Source organism: Polaribacter sp. (assembly GCF_051251875.1).
Taxonomy (GTDB): Bacteria; Bacteroidota; Bacteroidia; order Flavobacteriales; family Flavobacteriaceae; genus Polaribacter.
The window spans coordinates 65911-83824 of sequence record NZ_JBPOGL010000001.1 but is presented as its reverse complement, the minus strand read 5'-3'; the positions used below and the strand labels follow the sequence as shown (position 1 = coordinate 83824).

The window sequence follows — 17914 nt, the reverse complement described above, 5'->3', positions numbered from 1 at the left end:
TTTTAGTATAAAAAAGAAATATAGTTATTGTAACTTTTACTACATCTAAAGGTTGTTTTTCTCTACAAAAGTCCAATGCGTTCATTACTTCTTTGTAAATAAGCTAAAGAAATAACAGTGTTTTTTTTCTTTAATATACATAGAAGTTTAACAAACAATAAAGCGGTAATAAAAGCATCTCCAGAAGCCGTATGTCTATCGTGTTGAGGTATGTTAAATTGGTGTGATAATTGGTCTAAACTAAAATGCTTTTTAGTTGTGTTTAATTTAGTTTTTACAAATAAATGTCCAGTATCTAAAACCTTATTTTTTAGTTTTGGTAAATTCAAACGTTTTAAAGCTTGGTTTATCATGGCAATATCAAAAGCGGCATGATGTGCTACCAAAACGGCATTTTTAACATGTGCTAAAAATTGAATGATAGCCACTTTTTCAGTTACTTTATGTATGCTTCCTTTTTTTAAAATTCCATGAATTTTCACCGTTTCTACATTGAATAAATCTTGTGTAAGATAAGATTCTAAACTGTCAGACACTTTTATTGTTTTATCAATAACAGCAATGGTTCCAATAGATAATATTCTATCTTTCTTAATGTCTAAACCGGTTGTTTCTGTGTCAAAAATTACAAAACGAATGTTTTCAAATTCAGCGCTTTGTTTCTCTTTAAAACAATCTTTATAGGATTTCCAAAATAGAGGATACTTCTTTTTTTTGAACCAAAACATACTATAAAAATTGTGAGAGTTTAAATCTCGTCTGAATTAAATCTTGCACATCTTTTACTGCTTTAAAACAACTCTTAAGTGCCAAACGATTGGCTTTACTTAACGTTTGTAGATCTATAAACCTACCAGAATCGTTGTGCAGTAAACCTTGTTGTGTTCTAAAATAAAGTAAATTTTTAAATGCATCTAAACAGGCCAAATACACCTCTTTATTTTGAGGTTCTAATGCTACCATTTTTTCATATCTAACAATGGTATTGTTGTGTGTTTTTATGTTTTTTGATAGAATTAATAAACGCGCAGCATCTACTAAAGGCATCATTGCACGCGCTTTAATATCAAACTGGTCTTTATGTTCTCCGTCTCTTTCTACTAAAAATTGTCTAAAAAAACTTAATGGTGGCGGATTCTTCAATGCGTTTAAACCTAAGTAATTTAGAAAAATATCATGAGATGCAATCGACTCAAATATACTCTCAGCTAAAGAGGTTACCAAGCTTTTATCACCATACACAAATTCAAAATCAAAGAAAATAGTACATAACATTAAGTTATCTTCATGTGGTGTTGTAATCCATTTTTTAAATTGATGTTTCCATTGAGAAACGGATAAACACCATGCAGGATTGCTTGCCATCATATTTGCAGGACACAATTCAAAACCAACAATTTCTAATTTTTGATTGATTTTTTTTGAAAGTGATAAAAAGTATTGTTGTGTTTTCTCATAGTTATTTTCATCAACATTATTAAAAACAAGGGCATTGTCTTGGTCTGTAAGTAATAATTGTTCTTCTCTACCTTGACTCCCAATAGCTAACCACGCAAAAGTAGTGGGTGGTGGCGTTGGCATTTCTTTTATAGCTTGATCAATAATTTTTTGCGTAATACTTTCGTTAATAGCAGCAAGTATTTTGCTCGCAAACGTAATGGGAATTTGCTGCTTTATATACCGTTTTAAAAGTTGTTCTGCGCGTTTTCTAATCTGTTGTAATTGTGTTGGTGTTGAGGTTCGTTTTACTTCTTTTACCAATGCAGATGCGTTATTTTCTCTTACCACAATAATATCATGTTCAGATAAAATTCCTGTTAAGTTAGAATTTGGTGTGCCATCTTTGGTAATACACAAATGCGTAATCTTATATTTTAACATGGCAATTTGTGCTTCTGCAACCGTAATATTTTCTGGATACGTAATTACCGGAGACGACATTATTTTAGTAACCGGTTCTTCTATAGAAACTATTCCTGTAGCAATTTTAATACGTAAATCTTTATCAGTAATAATACCTAAAGGTTTGTTATTCTCTGTAATTATAATAGAACCAACACGTTTGTGCGTCATAATAATTGCCGCGGCTTTTATGCTTGTTTCTGGAGAACAGTGAATCGGATTTTTAGAAAAATCTATAGATTGTTCTTCAAATAAATCTTGAATTTTTTCTGAAGATTGATTTTGAGGATTCGGTTCTAAATAATGTGTGTTAGAAACAAAGCTTGTCATTAAAAAACTACTTGCTTCAGGATTTGTGGTAATATATTTTTCAAATAATTCTGCAGACAAACTATATACAATACTTTCCTCAAGAGCTTTGGCTGTTAGTTTATAATTGTCTTTGCGCATGAGTGCGCGCAACCCAAAAATATCACCTTCATCACACTCATCAACTAAAAGATTTGTTTTTTCTTCAAACAAACCTATTGCGCCATCTTTTACTACATAAAATTGATTTTTTATAGGAGTTCCTGTAACAAATAAATCGGAGTTTTTTTCTAAATAGAGGATGTCCACAGCTTTACAGATTGCCAATAATTCATCATTAGGCAACATGTTAAAAGGAGGGAAGTCCTTTAAAAAATCAGAAATACGTTTTGCAATAGTGTTCATGGTTCTAATTTACAAAAAATGATATTTGTTTAATCAGTTATCAGCTATTTTAAGCCAATAACTATGGTTATAATGGAATGTTTCCGTGCTTACGATCTGGTTTTACAATTTCTTTATTTTCTAGCATTGCAAAAGCTTTTATTAATTTACGTCGGCTATCTTTTGGTAAAATAACTTCGTCTATAAAACCACGTTGTGCAGCGCTGTACGGATTGGTAAAAAGTGCTGCATATTCCGCTTCTTTTTCCTTTAATTTTTCTTCTGGTTTTTCTGCGGATTTAATTTCTCGTTTAAAAATAATCTCAACAGCTCCTTTTGCTCCCATCACTGCTATTTCTGCACTTGGCCATGCAAAATTCATGTCTGCACCAATGTGTTTAGAGTTCATAACATCATACGCACCTCCATACGCTTTTCTAGTAATTACGGTAACTCTTGGTACTGTGGCTTCGCTAAAAGCGTATAGTAATTTTGCACCGTGTACAATAATACCATTCCATTCTTGGTCGGTTCCTGGTAAAAAACCGGGCACATCTTCTAAGACTAAAAGCGGAATGTTAAAAGCATCGCAAAAACGTACAAAACGAGCCCCTTTTTTAGAGCTATTTACATCTAATACACCTGCTAAAAACTGCGGTTGATTGGCTACAATACCAATACTTCTTCCGCCTAATCTTGCAAAACCAACAATAATATTTTCTGCATACTCTTTATGGATTTCATAAAAAGAATCTGCATCTATAATTCCGGATATAACTTTATGCATATCATACGGTTTGTTGGAATCTAACGGAACAATGTTAGAAAGTTCTTCTCTAATTTCATCCTCTAATTTATAAGGAAGTAAGGTGGGAGTTTCTTTATTATTTTGTGGGAAATAACTTAAAAGTTTTTTAATATCTTCTAAACAAGCTACATCATTAGAAGATGTTTTGTGTGCTACACCAGATTTTGTAGCATGTGTACTTGCTCCGCCCAGTTCTTCGCTTGTTACTTCTTCATTTGTAACTGTTTTAACTACATTTGGTCCGGTAACAAACATATAACTTGTGTCTTCTACCATAATGGTAAAATCTGTCATGGCAGGTGAATATACTGCGCCACCAGCACAAGGTCCCATAATAGCAGATAACTGCGGAATGATACCAGATGATTGTACATTTTTGTAAAAAATATCTGCATAACCGCCCAAAGAACGCACCCCTTCTTGAATCCTAGCACCACCAGAATCATTTAAACCAATTAAAGGAGCACCAACTTTAAGTGCCAAATCCATAATTTTACAGATTTTTTCTGCATGAGTTTCTGATAAAGACCCTCCAAAAACAGTAAAATCCTGCGCAAAAACATAGGTCAATCTTCCATTTATAGTTCCGTAACCAGTTACAACACCATCACCATAATACACCTGATATTCCATGCCAAAGTCTTTTGTTCTGTGAGTAACCAATGCACCAATTTCTTCAAAAGAACCGACATCTAATAAATATAAAACACGCTCTCTTGCAGTTAATTTTTTCTTTTGATGTTGCTTATCTATTTTGTCTTGACCGCCGCCTAAATAAGCTTGAGCCAGTTTTTCGTTAAGGATTTTTATTTTTGATTCCATTTATCTTCTTCTTTGTATGAAAAATGTATTTTATTTCTTAATACTTAATACTTAATACTTAATACTTAATACTTAATACTAATTACTTAATACTAATTACTTAATACTAATTACTTAATACTAATTACTTAATTCTGCTCACTATTAACAGGTATTCTAAGTGTTTTCTTGTCTTCTAAATACTTTTTTACAGCAATAAGTGCTGCAATTTTTGCTTCTTCTTTTTGCTTGTTAATTAAAGCTTCGGGCGAATAATATTTTTTTACAAAATGAGTATTAAAATTTCCAGAACGAAAAGCATCATGTTCACATACAAAAGTTCCGAAAGGTAAGGTAGTTTCAATGCCTGCTATTTGATAATTATCAATAGCGGTAAGCATTAATTCAATTGCTTCTTCTCTTGTTTTTCCGTAGGTGATGAGTTTCGATAACATTGGGTCATAATAAATAGGAATGTCCATGCCTTGTTCAAAACCATTGTCTACACGAATATTTTTGCCCTCTGGTAATTTGTACACTTCTAAATTTCCAACACTTGGTAAAAAGTCATTTAAAGGATCTTCTGCATACACACGTAATTCTAAAGCATGCCCATTTATTTTTAAATTTTCTTGATTGATAGGTAATACTTCGCCACGCGCAACACAAATTTGTAATTCTACCAAATCTGTATGTGTAATCAATTCCGTTACCGGATGCTCTACTTGCAAACGTGTATTCATTTCTAAAAAATAGAAATTATGATGGTCATCTAACAAAAACTCAACGGTTCCAGCACCAACATAATCACAAGATTTTGCGACTTTAATAGCTGCTTCTCCCATCTTTGAACGTAATTCTGGAGTTAAAACAGCAGAAGGTGCTTCTTCAATTACTTTTTGATGACGGCGTTGTATGCTGCATTCGCGTTCAAAAAGATGAACCACATTTCCGTGAGTATCCGCCATAATTTGAATTTCTATATGTCTTGGTGAGGTTACATATTTTTCTATAAAAACAGCTCCATCACCAAAAGCATTTTGCGCTTCACTGATGGCTCTTTGCATTTGAGATTCGAATTCGGCTTCATTTTCTACTACTCGCATTCCTTTTCCTCCGCCACCAGCAGATGCTTTTATAAGAATAGGAAACCCGATTTCTTTTGCTATTTCTTTTGCTTGTGGAATATCCGTAATGGCTTCTTCTGTACCAGGAACCATCGGAATATTATATTTTTTTACAGCTTCTTTTGCCGCCAATTTACTTCCCATTATTTTAATAGCCTTCGATTTTGGGCCAATAAAAATGAGGTTGTTTTTTTCGCAGGATTCTGCAAAATCTGCATTTTCAGATAAAAAGCCATATCCAGGATGAATGGCATCTACGTTTAAATTTTTGGCAACTTCAATAATTTTATTACCCAATAAATACGATTGATTTGAAGGTGCTTCGCCAATTAAAACAGCCTGGTCTGCAAACCGAACATGAGGTGCATTTCTATCTGCAGTAGAATATACGGCAACTGTTTTTATGCCCATTTTTTTTGCAGTTTGCATAACACGAATGGCGATTTCTCCTCTGTTTGCTATTAAAATTTTTTTCATATAAAATTTATATTTTTTTATTTCGGAAGTTGGTTATCGGATTTGTAAAAACTTAGAATACTTTAAAAACTTTACTAGAATTTTTTCTGTTTATTCAAATGCTATTAAAAGTTGATTTTTGTCTACCGTGTCTCCTTTGGTAACAGAAATCGATTTTATAATTCCGGCTCTTGGAGACGTTAAAGCGTTTTCCATTTTCATGGCTTCTAAAATTAAGAGTGTGTCATTTTCTTTTACTTCTGCACCAACTAGAACATTAATTTCTAAAATTAAACCAGGCATGGGCGCTTTAATTTCGTTAACTTCCTTTGTTTTACCAATTTGGAATCCCATTTCTTTAATTAGGGAATCTAGTTCATTATGTATATTGATATTATAAATGGTATTATTCACTTTTACGGCATAAGATTTCTCATTAAAATTGGCTTTAACAATTTCAGTTTTATACGAAACATTTTGATGTAGCACGTGAAATTCGGAATCTGAAACTTGTAAAGCATCTAGATTTTTTACAGCTTGTTCGTCAATTTTAAAATCGAAAGTATCGTTAACTTTTACTTGGTAGGAATTTTTCACTTCTTCAGAATTTAATGATTGTAAATATATGTTTTTTAAAGGTTTCTTTTTAAGGTGGTTAAGTAAATGTTGCTAATTTGATATAGTTACTTCCAAATAAATATAAATTGCATTTATTTTGCGTTAGGGATAGTAGCGGTATCCTTTTTTACTTTTTTGTAAAAAAGATTTAGCGAATAGCCCGACCCTTTTGGGAACGCCCTAAAGAAAATTATATAATACAGAAAATAATTTGAGACCTTGAGAAATGAGTTTCTTATTGTGTGCTGTAATTTTGTAAATATGTCAGATTTCCTTTTAATGGCACATTAATTGACCGTTGATTATTTCTATATTATTAAAACCAATTATGCAACACTATAAAGAATCAAAAAAAGACAAATCGAAACCTAAAGTAACCTTAAAAAAAGCATTTAAAACCATTATTTGGCCAAGAAGGAAGCTAGTATTATTAGGGTTAATTTTAATAATTATTAGAAGTTTGTCTGGTTTTGTGTTGCCAATGCAAAGTAAAGTTTTAATGGATGAGGTAATTCCTAATAAGGATTACAGTCAATTATACAACTTAATATTTATTGTAATTGGAGCAATTTTAGTGCAAGCCATAACTTCTTTTTTATTGACAAAGGTATTAAGTATTCAAGCGCAATATTTAATTTCAGAATTAAGAGCGCAGGTACAAAGAAAAGTTCTGTCTTTGCCCATTAGTTTTTTTGATAACACAAAATCTGGCGCCTTGGTTTCTAGAATTATGAGCGATGTAGAAGGTGTAAGAAATTTAATTGGTACAGGTTTGGTGCAATTAATTGGAGGTTCATTTACTGCTATTCTTACCTTAGTTATTTTGTTAAGAATGAATGTTTGGATGACCGTTTTTACCTTTGTGCCTTTAACTATTTTTGGTATAATTGCTTTAAAATCGTTTAAATATATTCGTCCTATTTTTAGAGCAAGAGGTAAAATTAATGCTGAAGTTAAAGGAAGATTAACAGAAACTTTAGGCGGAATTAGAGTAATAAAAGCCTTTAATGCCGAAGAACAAGAAAGCAAAATTTTTGAGGAAGGTGTAGATAATATTTTTCAGAATGTTAAAAAAAGTATGACAGCAAGTGCTTTAATGACAAGTTCTTCTACTTTCTTAATAGGTGTTGCAACAACAGGTGTTATGGGAATTGGCGGTTATTATATGATGCAAGGTACCATGACTTTTGGAGATTTTATTCAGTTTACTTTTTTATTGGCATTTATGGTGGCGCCAATTGTGCAAATGAGTAATATTGGTAGTCAGTTAACAGAAGCTTTGGCAGGGTTAGACAGAACGGAAGAGTTGATGAATATGACGGCTGAAGAAGATAATGTACATAGAGATATTGTTTTAGAGGATGTAAAAGGAGAGATTATTTTTGATGATGTTTCTTTTTCTTACGAAGAAGGAAAACAAGTGTTGAATAATATTAATTTTAAAGTTCCTTCTGGCTCTGTTACTGCCTTGGTGGGCAGTTCTGGTTCTGGAAAATCTACAATTGCAGGTTTGTCTGCTACGTTTTTAAATCCTAAATCGGGTACAATTACCATTGATGATAAAGACATGTCTAAGGTAAAATTGTCTAGTTATCGTAAATATTTAGGCGTTGTTTTGCAAGACGAGTTTTTATTTGAAGGAACTATTAGAGCAAATATTTTATTTCCAAGACCAAATGCTACGGAAGAAGAATTACAAAATGCGGTAAATGCTGCGTATGTAAATGAGTTTACAGACCGTTTTGATGATGGTTTAGATACCTTAATAGGAGAAAGAGGCGTAAAACTTTCTGGAGGTCAGCGTCAAAGATTAGCCATTGCAAGAGCTATTTTAGCAGACCCTAAAATTATTATTTTAGATGAAGCAACCTCTAGTTTAGATACCGAAAGTGAGTCTTTAATTCAGAAAAGTTTGTCAGAATTGGTAAAAGACAGAACTACAATTGTAATTGCACACAGATTAAGTACTATTAAACAAGCAGATCAAATTTTGGTAATTGAAGCTGGTAATATTGCAGAAAGAGGTACACATGATGAGTTGATTGCTGCAAAAGGTAGGTATTATGATTTGTACACCTATCAATCTAAAATATAGTTAAAGAATGTTGTTTTTTTGGGCGTTCGAGCGGGCTTTCCACTATATCTTTTTTTCGTTCCTTATCAAAAGTCATGGCTAGTTTAGCAAGCAATCTCTTATTTATAGAAAGATTACTTCATTCGTTCCTCATTCGTAATGGGCTTATTAAAAAAGTAAAAAAAGGATGCCGTTTCAATCCCTAACGCGCTTACTCAATACAAATAAGAATTTCCATTAAAACTGTCATTCCAGTGGAAAAGGGAATGCAAACAATTTTTTGCTAATTTTGTAAAGTTTCAATAAAAAACCGACTTCAATCAAAAATAATCTCAAAAAAAAATGAAGAAAGTACTTTTATTGTTAATTGTAGTCATTACAATTTCTTGTAAGAATGAACCTAAAAAAGAGGTAAAAGAGTCTATTAAAAAAGAAGTGGTTAAAAAGGAATCTTTTCCGGAAGAATTAGGAAAAGTTTTTGAAGCTCACGGAGGAATTGATACTTGGAGAAATGCAGAAATTTTATCCTTTAAAAAAGGGGATGAAGTGCATACTGTAAATTTACAATCTCGAATTAATGTAATAAATGCGCCCAATTATTCGGTGGGTTTTGATGGTGAAAATGTTTGGTTAGACGAAGTTGAAAAAGGAACTTTTAAAGGAAATCCTGCTTTTTATCACAACCTATTCTTTTATTTTTATGCCATGCCTTTTGTGTTAGCAGATAAAGGAATTACTTATGAAAAAATTGCACCTTTAACTGTAGGAGGCGTAAGTTATCCGGGTTATAAAATGTCTTTTAAATCAAATATTGGTAGTTCTCCTGATGATAATTACAAGTTGTACTACAATCCTACAACCTATCAAATGGAATGGTTGGCGTATACTGCAACGTTTATGTCTAAAAAGCCAAGTGATAATTTTAATATTATTAAATATGGTCAATGGAACAATGTAAACGGATTAGTTTTACCAACAGCAATTACTTGGTATAAAAAAGATGAAAATGGTGTGCCAACAGAACCTGCAAGACCTGCAACTGTATTTACAGAAGCAATCATAAATAAAAATAATTTAACAGATTCATTTTTTTCAAAGCCAATTAAGTAAGTATATTTGAACTTAAAAAAGTTTAAAAATCGTTCAAGAAAATTATGAAAAAAGTATTTTTATTATTCATTATTGCCATGGCAGTTGCTTGTAAAAATGAACCTAAAGAAAAGGTGAATGCGCCAACTAAAACCGTAGAGGTTAAAAAAGAAGTTTTTCCTGCAGAATTAGGTAAAGTTTTTGAAGCTCACGGAGGAATAGAAGCGTGGAGAAATGCAGAAACGCTTTCTTTTAATAAAGGGGATGAAGTACATACTTCAGATTTAAATTCTCGTAAAATTGTTGTGAATTCTCCAAAATTCTCAATGGGTTTTGACGGCAAAGAAATTTGGTCTTTAGAAGAAGTAAAAGGAGGTTTAAAAAGAGATCCGTCTTTTTATTATAACTTATATTTTTATTTTTATGCAATGCCTTTTGTGTTGGCAGATAACGGAATTATGTATGAAAAAGTAGATGATTTGGTCTTTGAAGGAACACATTATCCGGGTTATAAAATATCATATAAGGCAAATATAGGTACTTCTCCAGACGATAATTATATTGTGTATTACAATTCTAAAAGCTATAAAATGGAATGGCTTGCTTATACGGTAACTTTTAAATCTAAAGCTCCAGTTGATAATTATAAAATGATTAGATACAATTCTTGGGAAAATGTAAATGGTTTTGTTTTGCCAAAACAAATTACTTGGTATGCAAAAGATAAGGAAGGTAAATATGCACCCACAACAAAAATTGTAGACTTCACATTACCTTTAATAAGCAAAGAGAAATTAGGTGACTCATTTTTTGAAAAACCAGTGAAATAAATTGGTAGAGTAACAGTCTAGATTTTAAGTCTTATCTAAACAGATTATAATTTCTATGTTCCTGTACGGAAAAATAATAATGCTAGTTTTAAAATAAAAAAAGTTATAAGAATTAAAAAAAACTAGGAAGTAAAAATACTTTCTAGTTTTTTTATTTTTATTCCTCACTTTTGCTAACCGGAGTTTTTTCTAAATCGTAAACAGCTGTAGAAATATTTACCTGAAACCAAGTTTTAAACATTTTGTAATTACGTCTTTGTGGCCATTCTTTTTTATTTGTGTGCCAAGCATCTAGTTCCATCATAAAATATTTATCAAACTTCTTTTTTAAATGCGCTTCAATATCCTCAAAACTACTATTGTTAATGAGATAAATATTAACGTCATTAAAAGTAGCTATATCAATCTTAGAATCTGGATAAATAGTGTTATGCCAATCTACAAAGGGTTGCAGCGGTTTTATAGAAATTGCAGATCTATTAATAAAGTTTTCTTCAAAATCATTGATCTCTTCATAAGGAAAATCCATTTGTAACATCTCAGAAAGGTAGTCGTCTTCAGTTTGTGTTGTTACATTTAATTTATGGGCACCATTGTTTTCAAAGAAATGAAAATCGACTATAAATTCTGTAAATTCTTTAAAATGTTTGACTTTATAGGTGGTCATTTTTTCTAATAATCGATAATCTTCGCCATCTTCTTTTGCTAACTTAATAATGTTTTTAAATTCAGATGTATCTAAAATAGATCGCATATTTCCTAAGTTCCAAGTATTTTGCGCGAATCCATAAACGTCTTCGTGATATTCATAATCTTTAAATTCATCATCAAAGTGATGCACAAATTTTTCTAATAATGTAGAGTAATTTACTTCTGTATTTTGAAGATTATTGTTGTCTCCAAATAAATTTACAACCTTATTTTTTTTCATGTTGATTTGAATTTTAAATATTTTTTACTATTTGATTATAAACCGAACAATAATAGTCATGAAATCTAGAAAGTAAAATATTATCTAGATTTTTTGTGTTTTTTAAAGTGGATACATCAAATAATTTGATGTCATCAACTTCTTCTTTTTGAATGGTTAATGTTGATAAAGGAACTTTTAATTCCGCTATAAAAACATGATGATGTTCGTTGTCTTGAATTCCGTTTGGGTGAGTAACTTGATGAATTCTTGTGCCTATTTTAATGAGGTCATTTTCTTTTAATTTTAAACCAATTTCTTCAAATACTTCTCTTTTTGCAGCTGAAATAATGTCTTCTCCTGCAGCAATATGTCCTGCCACAGAAATATCCCACAAACCAGGAAATACTTTTTTTGTCAATGCTCTTTTTTGAAGCAGTATTTTTTTATCCAAAGTAAATAACCAAATATGCACAGTAGCATGAAACCAACCGTTTTTATGTGCTTCAGATTTTAAAGCTGTTTTTCCTGTTGATTTTCCTTCAGGCGTTAAGATATCGATTAATTCATCCATAGTTATAAATTACGAATTATGAATTACGAAATGAATCTCGTAATTCATAATTTCTAATTCGTAATTGATTATTCAAAATAAGAAAAGGTTTCTCCGTCTTTAATATTTAATAATGTTTCATAAATCATTTTAATTACATTTTCTACATCATCTCTATGTACCATTTCTACAGTTGTGTGCATATATCTTAAAGGTAAAGAAATTAAAGCAGAAGCAACGCCACCATTGCTATATGCAAAGGCATCTGTGTCTGTACCGGTTGCTCTAGAAAGCGCAGAACGCTGAAAAGGAATCTTTTTAGCTTCGGCAGTTTCTGTAATTAAATCGCGTAATTTTTGTTGCACAGCTGGCGCGTAAGCCACCACAGGTCCTTTTCCTAATTCTAAATGACCAGCAGATTTTTTGTCTATCATTGGTGTAGTGGTGTCATGCGTTACGTCTGTAACAATAGCCACATTTGGTTTTATGGTTTGTGTGATCATTTCTGCGCCACGTAAACCAATTTCTTCTTGTACAGAATTTGTAATGTACAAACCAAAAGGCAATTCTTTTTTGTTTTCTTTTAATAAGCGAGCAACTTCAGCAATCATAAAACCACCCATTCGGTTGTCTAGTGCTCTACAAACAAATTTATCACCATTTAAGATATGAAATTCATCTGGATAAGTAATTACACAACCAACATGAACGCCTAATTTTTCTACTTCTTCTTTTGTAGCACAACCTGTATCAATAAAAATATTATCTGGTTTTGGCGCTTCTTCTTTAGATTTATCTCTTGTATGAATTGCAGGCCAACCAAAAACACCTTTTACAATTCCGTTTTTAGTATGAATGTTTACAATTTTACTTGGTGCAATTTGATGATCTGAACCACCGTTTCTTATCACGTAAATTAAACCGTTGTCTGAAATATAATTTACATACCAAGAAATTTCATCTGCATGACCTTCAATAACTACCTTGTATTTTGCCTCTGGATTGATAACTCCAACTGCAGAACCATAAGTGTCTGTAATAAAAGTGTCTACATAAGGTTTTAAGTAATCCATCCAAATCTTCTGACCTTCCCATTCGTAACCCGTTGGAGCAGCATTATTTAAGTATTTTTCTAAAAATGTAAGCGATGCTTTATTTAAAATTGATTTTTTTGCCATTATAAAAGTTTATAAAGTTTTAGTTTGAAAAAGTTAGAAAGTTAAATGTTAGTTTGCTTGTTTTCTTTTTAGCGTAAAAACTAAAAGAAAAAGTATTGATAACATTTTATACTTCCAATTGTAAAAATAAAACGATTTTTTATCAATTCAATAAAAATAGTTGCAAAATAAGTAACAAAAATAGTAGTAGTATTAAAATTTATAGCACTTAAAAGAGCGAAATTTTAAACTTTTAGTAGCTCCTGGAAATTAAGTTTTCAAATAAAAAAAAATCCCAATCATTAGATTGGGATTTTTAAACAACAAATTATTTATGAATTCTTAGAACTTAAGAAAACGTTTTACACCGTATTTTTTTGTTTTTATAATGTAAACTCCAGAAATTAATTGTGATACATTTAAAGAAGTTTCGTCTTCAAAAGTTTTTATTTCTTGTCCACTTAGGTTATAAATGGTTCCAGAGATTGTTTTATTAAACTTTAAAGTTCCTTGTGTTACTGGGTTAGGATATATTTTAAAATCATTTTTAGCAACCACCTCGCTTATACTTAATGCAGCTTCATCAATTTGTATAATACCTAAAGTACCACTTACTTCATAACCAACTAAAAGGATGTTTTTAGAATTTGGACTATCAGCAGCAGCAACAAATTTTATAATTTCAGGTGCCGTATCTCCAGATGTTCTATTTCCTTTATAATACGTAATAAATTCAACATCTTTAGGGTCTGTAATGTCATACATTAAAATAGCACTTTGTCTTTCTAAACCAATAAAAGCGTAGGTTTTTCCATCAATTGTTCCAATTGCTACAGCTTCTGGTTCACCTCCTTTATCATCAGATCTGCCATCTTTCTCTGCTTCATCTTCATTAAATAAGTCAGCTTCTTCGGTTGCTATTTTTTGTCCAAAATCATCTGCACTGTCAAACACAATGTTTCCGTATTCATCAAAAATTGAAAATGATCTTGCTCCATAAGAATAAATTTGTTCATATTCTCCGTCTTTGTTATAATCACCATCAGCATATGTGGTTTTTAAACGACCTAAATTTTCATCCTCTTGAAGCGTTGTTGCATTTGGATAATAAGCAGTATTTAAAGTTAAATCTTTTACACGATCTTCTTCAGAATAACCTCCGTAATCTCTAGAGTCACCCTCATTTGCAGTTACTATATAATTAATACCATTTGCACTGTAAGAAGCAATACCATCTGGCATAAACATTCCTAAGGTTGGGTGCTGTGTAATATTAATAGCGTCATCTTTATTTGATGCATCAAAACCATAATCGTTATCAAAAGAAATAATACCTAAAACACTATTATCTGTAATTCCTGCACCAGCTATACCAAAATCATTATCATTAATTACTGCTATTTCATTGTTTGGTAATAAAGCAATACCTTCTGCTTTATCAGAACCTTGGTATCCTACACTTGGTAAATTAACTACTTTATTTTTATGAACTGTAAGAATGTTTTGTGCTGCTATTTCATCAGCAGTTAATTCTTCTAATTCTTTAGTACCTGTTAAAGCAGTGCCAAGAATATTTGTAGCATAATTAATATCTATTTCAAAAATATATTTTTTACCATAACTAACAGTTGGGCCCTCAGAATCTCTTTCAATTACCAAAAACTTACCATTACCGGTATAAACAGCATCACCAATTTTATCTACTCTAGAAGATGCATAACCAGCGTCTTTATTTCTTTCTAATAAATAGACATATTCGCTAACTGGTGCACCTGTATCTGCATCGATTCCTAAAATTCTAATTACATCGGAATTGTTTTTAGTTATACTTGATGGATTGTATAAAGGAGATTGTATAAAAGCATAAATAATATGATTTGTTTCATCATATGCAATAGCTTCAAAACCTCTGTTTGCCCATCTTTTAGAATATACTTCTGGCAAAGTTTCAGCGCCATAAAACCCTACTGCTTGCTGCGTTGTTCCTAATAAAGAAGTTCCTGCTGCTACATAACGCTCAGTCAATTGACCATTTGCTTCAAACTTATATATGGCTGGCCTATACTCATCACACATCCAAAAATTACCGTCTTTATCTCTTAAAATACCTTCAAAATCTCCTCCATAAGCATCATATGGTAATTGGTGATATTCTTCAGAAGTTGTATTATCAACAAAATCTGCATTTGTATAAGTTGTGGCAGCATCTGTATACGTTACAGGCACTTCATCAACCCCAGGGATATTTCCTTTTCCTGTTATAGGTGTTGTACCATCTTTTCTAGTTAAAAGAATTTGATCATCTAAAGTTATAGCACCTGTTGTTTTGTTTAAAGTGAATTTTGCAATTCTACCTTGATAATTTGGTAACTTAAAAGGTCTTAAATTTTGTGACGTAGCAACATCAGCTTTGGCAACAGGAGCATCATTAGGGCCTCTATCTGGAACTGCATAAAACACATAATCTGTAGCTGTAGAATTTGCAGCATCATAAAACAATCCAGAAAAACCTCCTAAAGCTACTGTTGGTTGACCACCATCATAAACTGGCGTTCCTAATTCTGGCCAGTTAGCTTCTAATTCATTTAAAATATAACTTGAAACAGTTGGCGTTCCTAAATTATGATTTTTATAACCTAAAGGTAGAATATCTAAAATTGTATTATTTATTAAGTCAATAACTACAAGTGCATTATTCTCTTGACAACTTACATAAGCTTTAGTTCCATCTTCTATAACTGTTATAAACTCAGGTTCCATATCTTGTGATACTGTAGCAGTACCATTGTTTCCAAAAATACGAACTCCTTTATTTTGAAGTGATGTTTTTTTATCATCATAGTTGTTAAAGTTAATAGAAGACGTTATTGATGCAGAAGCAGCACCACTAGCTATATCTATTATAGAAATTGTACCTTCTGGATCATTCGTATAATCATCTGAAGGTTCACCTTCGTTTGCAACGATGATTTTAGTACCATCTGGAGTAAAAGTTAGCATGTCTGGTAAAGCACCAACTGTAATTTGAGAAATATAAGTACCGTCTAAATCAAAAAACACAACTTTTCCAGCATCTTGTTTTACATTAGCTTCAATGGCTATTGCAACAATACCTCCTTTAATTGCAATTGAATTTGGTCCTCCTCCATAAGTTGTTAAACTTACGTTTTTAATTAATGTTGGGTTTGCAGGGTTACTAATATCTACTATAGTAAAACTATTTGCATCAGAATTGGTAAAAAAAGCTTGTTGGTTAGTTGCATCATAGGCAACGGTTTCAGCAGCATCTACCATGTTCGTTTGGTAACTAGCTAAGTGTGTTAACTCGTTTTGAGCTTTAACAGTAGTAAATGAGAATACTAGTAAACTAGCAAAAAAAGTAATTTTTTTCATTTTGTTTTTTATGGGTTAGTTAAGATTGTAAAGAAAAGAATTGAAACTAAATTTTAGATGAGGTATTGTTTATTATAATGTTAACTTGGTGTGATGAAAAAGTGTTTTCTAAATCACAATTTTTATTTTTTAGATGGATATTGTTTCTTCAATTGATCGTTTTTTAAGTTGATACATTAAACCGATGAGAAGATTAAAATTGTAGCTTTTTTTTATGTTTTATGATAAACAACATTTTTGTTTTTATTCTTTTTTGTGCAAAAAAAAAGTCACGTTGTTAAGAGTTTTTTTTAATGTAAAAAACCTATTAATATTAGGTTTTTAATACTGATACTTACTTTTGAGGATAGTCAAAAAATAGAAGCGAATTGAAACTTCTAGTATTAAAAAAGCGAAATTTTTAATATGTGTTTAAACTTTAGTTTTAAAATTGTTAATTTGTGTAATATCTCTGAAAAAATGTTAATCAAATAACAGGTGGTTGTTATAATTGAAATGAAAAACATTTATTTAACATAGCTAATTAATGTTTTGTAAATGTTAAATTTAGAGAAGAAATAAAAAAAGTATATTTCAAAAACAAGTAAAAAACCTTATATGAAATTAGTAATTGAGAATTTAACCAAAACATACAAAAACGGAGTAAAAGCTATTGACAATTTAAGCATAGAAATTGGTACAGGAATGTTTGGTTTATTAGGTCCTAATGGAGCAGGAAAATCATCTTTAATGAGAACCATTGCTACATTACAAAGTCCGGATTCTGGCTCAATTAAATTTGGTGATATTAATGTTTTAGAAGATACGATGTCTTTACGTAAAATATTGGGGTATTTGCCGCAATCTTTTGGTGTATATCCTAAAATGTCGGCAGAAGATTTGTTAGATTATTTTGCTACTTTAAAAGGAATTTCAAACAAATCAGAAAGAAAAGCCATTGTAAAAGAGGTGTTAGAAATTACCAATTTATACGATGTAAGGTATAAGCACGTTGCTGGTTATTCTGGTGGAATGAAACAGCGTTTTGGTATTGCTCAGTTACTTTTAAACAATCCAAAACTTATAATTGTAGATGAGCCAACTGCTGGTTTAGATCCTGCAGAAAGACATCGTTTTTTAAATGTTTTGCGTGAAGTTGGTACCAATACAACCGTTATTTTTTCTACACATATTGTAGAAGATGTTAAAGAATTATGCAATGAAATGGCTATTTTAAATGGAGGAAAAATTCTAAAACATACAACGCCATTAGAAGCAACTAAAGAAATTGGTAACACTATTTGGACAAAAATTATAGAGAGAGAAGAATTGGAAGAAAACGAGAAAAACTTCAATATTTTATCATCAAACTACAACCAAGACAATACCTTAAATATTAGAGTGCATGCCGCAGAAAAACCTTCGGATGATTTTGTAGCGGCAACTCCGCAATTAGATGATGTGTATTTTATCGCTTTAAAACAAGATGAACCGCAGTTGGTTTAAGGTTTCAGGTTTAAAGTT

Annotated in this window: 13 protein-coding genes; 4 read left to right on the top strand and 9 right to left on the bottom strand. The window is 31.2% G+C overall.

The features are described from left to right. Nucleotides 1-62: 62 nt before the first annotated feature. From ACSHW5_RS00350 to ACSHW5_RS00330, 5 genes are all read right to left on the bottom strand, one after another. On the bottom strand, nt 63-728 hold the full coding sequence (locus ACSHW5_RS00350; RefSeq protein ID WP_435674108.1) for a 3'-5' exonuclease: 666 nt from the start codon (nt 726-728) through the stop codon (nt 63-65). A 1-nt stretch (nt 729) separates the two neighbouring features. After that, entirely contained in the window at nt 730-2616 is a 1887-nt protein-coding gene (locus ACSHW5_RS00345) for a DUF294 nucleotidyltransferase-like domain-containing protein (RefSeq protein ID WP_435674107.1), read from the bottom strand. 67 nt (nt 2617-2683) lie between these two features. Then, complete coding sequence (locus ACSHW5_RS00340) at nt 2684-4225, bottom strand: acyl-CoA carboxylase subunit beta (RefSeq protein WP_435674106.1); 1542 nt, start codon at nt 4223-4225, stop codon at nt 2684-2686. A gap of 128 nt (nt 4226-4353) precedes the next feature. Further along, nucleotides 4354-5808 carry an acetyl-CoA carboxylase biotin carboxylase subunit gene (accC, locus tag ACSHW5_RS00335; protein WP_435674105.1) on the bottom strand — a complete coding sequence of 485 codons (1455 nt, stop codon included), beginning with the start codon at nt 5806-5808 and terminating at the stop codon, nt 4354-4356. A 90-nt stretch (nt 5809-5898) separates the two neighbouring features. Continuing rightward, nucleotides 5899-6384, bottom strand: a complete 486-nt coding sequence (locus ACSHW5_RS00330) for an acetyl-CoA carboxylase biotin carboxyl carrier protein subunit (protein WP_435674104.1) — start codon at nt 6382-6384, stop codon at nt 5899-5901. 349 nt (nt 6385-6733) lie between these two features. Here ACSHW5_RS00330 and ACSHW5_RS00325 point away from each other — a divergent pair, with 349 nt between their 5' ends. The 3 genes from ACSHW5_RS00325 (at nt 6734) to ACSHW5_RS00315 (ending at nt 10398) form a co-directional block, all read left to right on the top strand. Continuing rightward, the gene (locus ACSHW5_RS00325; protein WP_435674103.1) at nt 6734-8500 is read left to right on the top strand and encodes an ABC transporter ATP-binding protein; all 1767 of its coding nucleotides are present in this window, start codon (nt 6734-6736) and stop codon (nt 8498-8500) included. Nucleotides 8501-8821: 321 nt separating this feature from the next. Then, a complete protein-coding gene (locus ACSHW5_RS00320; RefSeq protein ID WP_435674102.1) occupies nt 8822-9589 on the top strand; it encodes a DUF6503 family protein in 768 nt (255 codons plus the stop codon). Nucleotides 9590-9633: 44 nt separating this feature from the next. Then, complete coding sequence (locus ACSHW5_RS00315) at nt 9634-10398, top strand: DUF6503 family protein (RefSeq protein ID WP_435674101.1); 765 nt, start codon at nt 9634-9636, stop codon at nt 10396-10398. Nucleotides 10399-10555: 157 nt separating this feature from the next. Here the strand turns inward: ACSHW5_RS00315 and ACSHW5_RS00310 are convergent, their stop codons facing one another. The 4 genes from ACSHW5_RS00310 to ACSHW5_RS00295 all read right to left on the bottom strand — a co-directional run bounded on the left by ACSHW5_RS00310 (nt 10556) and on the right by ACSHW5_RS00295 (nt 16411). Further along, entirely contained in the window at nt 10556-11329 is a 774-nt protein-coding gene (locus ACSHW5_RS00310) for a hypothetical protein (RefSeq protein WP_435674100.1), read from the bottom strand. A 13-nt stretch (nt 11330-11342) separates the two neighbouring features. Further along, complete coding sequence (locus ACSHW5_RS00305; protein ID WP_435674099.1) at nt 11343-11882, bottom strand: NUDIX hydrolase; 540 nt, start codon at nt 11880-11882, stop codon at nt 11343-11345. Between the two features lie 68 nt (nt 11883-11950). After that, nucleotides 11951-13039 carry a M42 family metallopeptidase gene (locus ACSHW5_RS00300; protein WP_435674098.1) on the bottom strand — a complete coding sequence of 363 codons (1089 nt, stop codon included), beginning with the start codon at nt 13037-13039 and terminating at the stop codon, nt 11951-11953. 321 nt (nt 13040-13360) lie between these two features. After that, nucleotides 13361-16411 carry a choice-of-anchor I domain-containing protein gene (locus ACSHW5_RS00295; RefSeq protein ID WP_435674097.1) on the bottom strand — a complete coding sequence of 1017 codons (3051 nt, stop codon included), beginning with the start codon at nt 16409-16411 and terminating at the stop codon, nt 13361-13363. Nucleotides 16412-17008: 597 nt separating this feature from the next. Between ACSHW5_RS00295 and ACSHW5_RS00290 the strand changes: the two genes are divergently transcribed. After that, entirely contained in the window at nt 17009-17896 is an 888-nt protein-coding gene (locus ACSHW5_RS00290; RefSeq protein ID WP_435674096.1) for an ABC transporter ATP-binding protein, read from the top strand. The last annotated feature ends 18 nt before the right edge of the window (nt 17897-17914 follow it).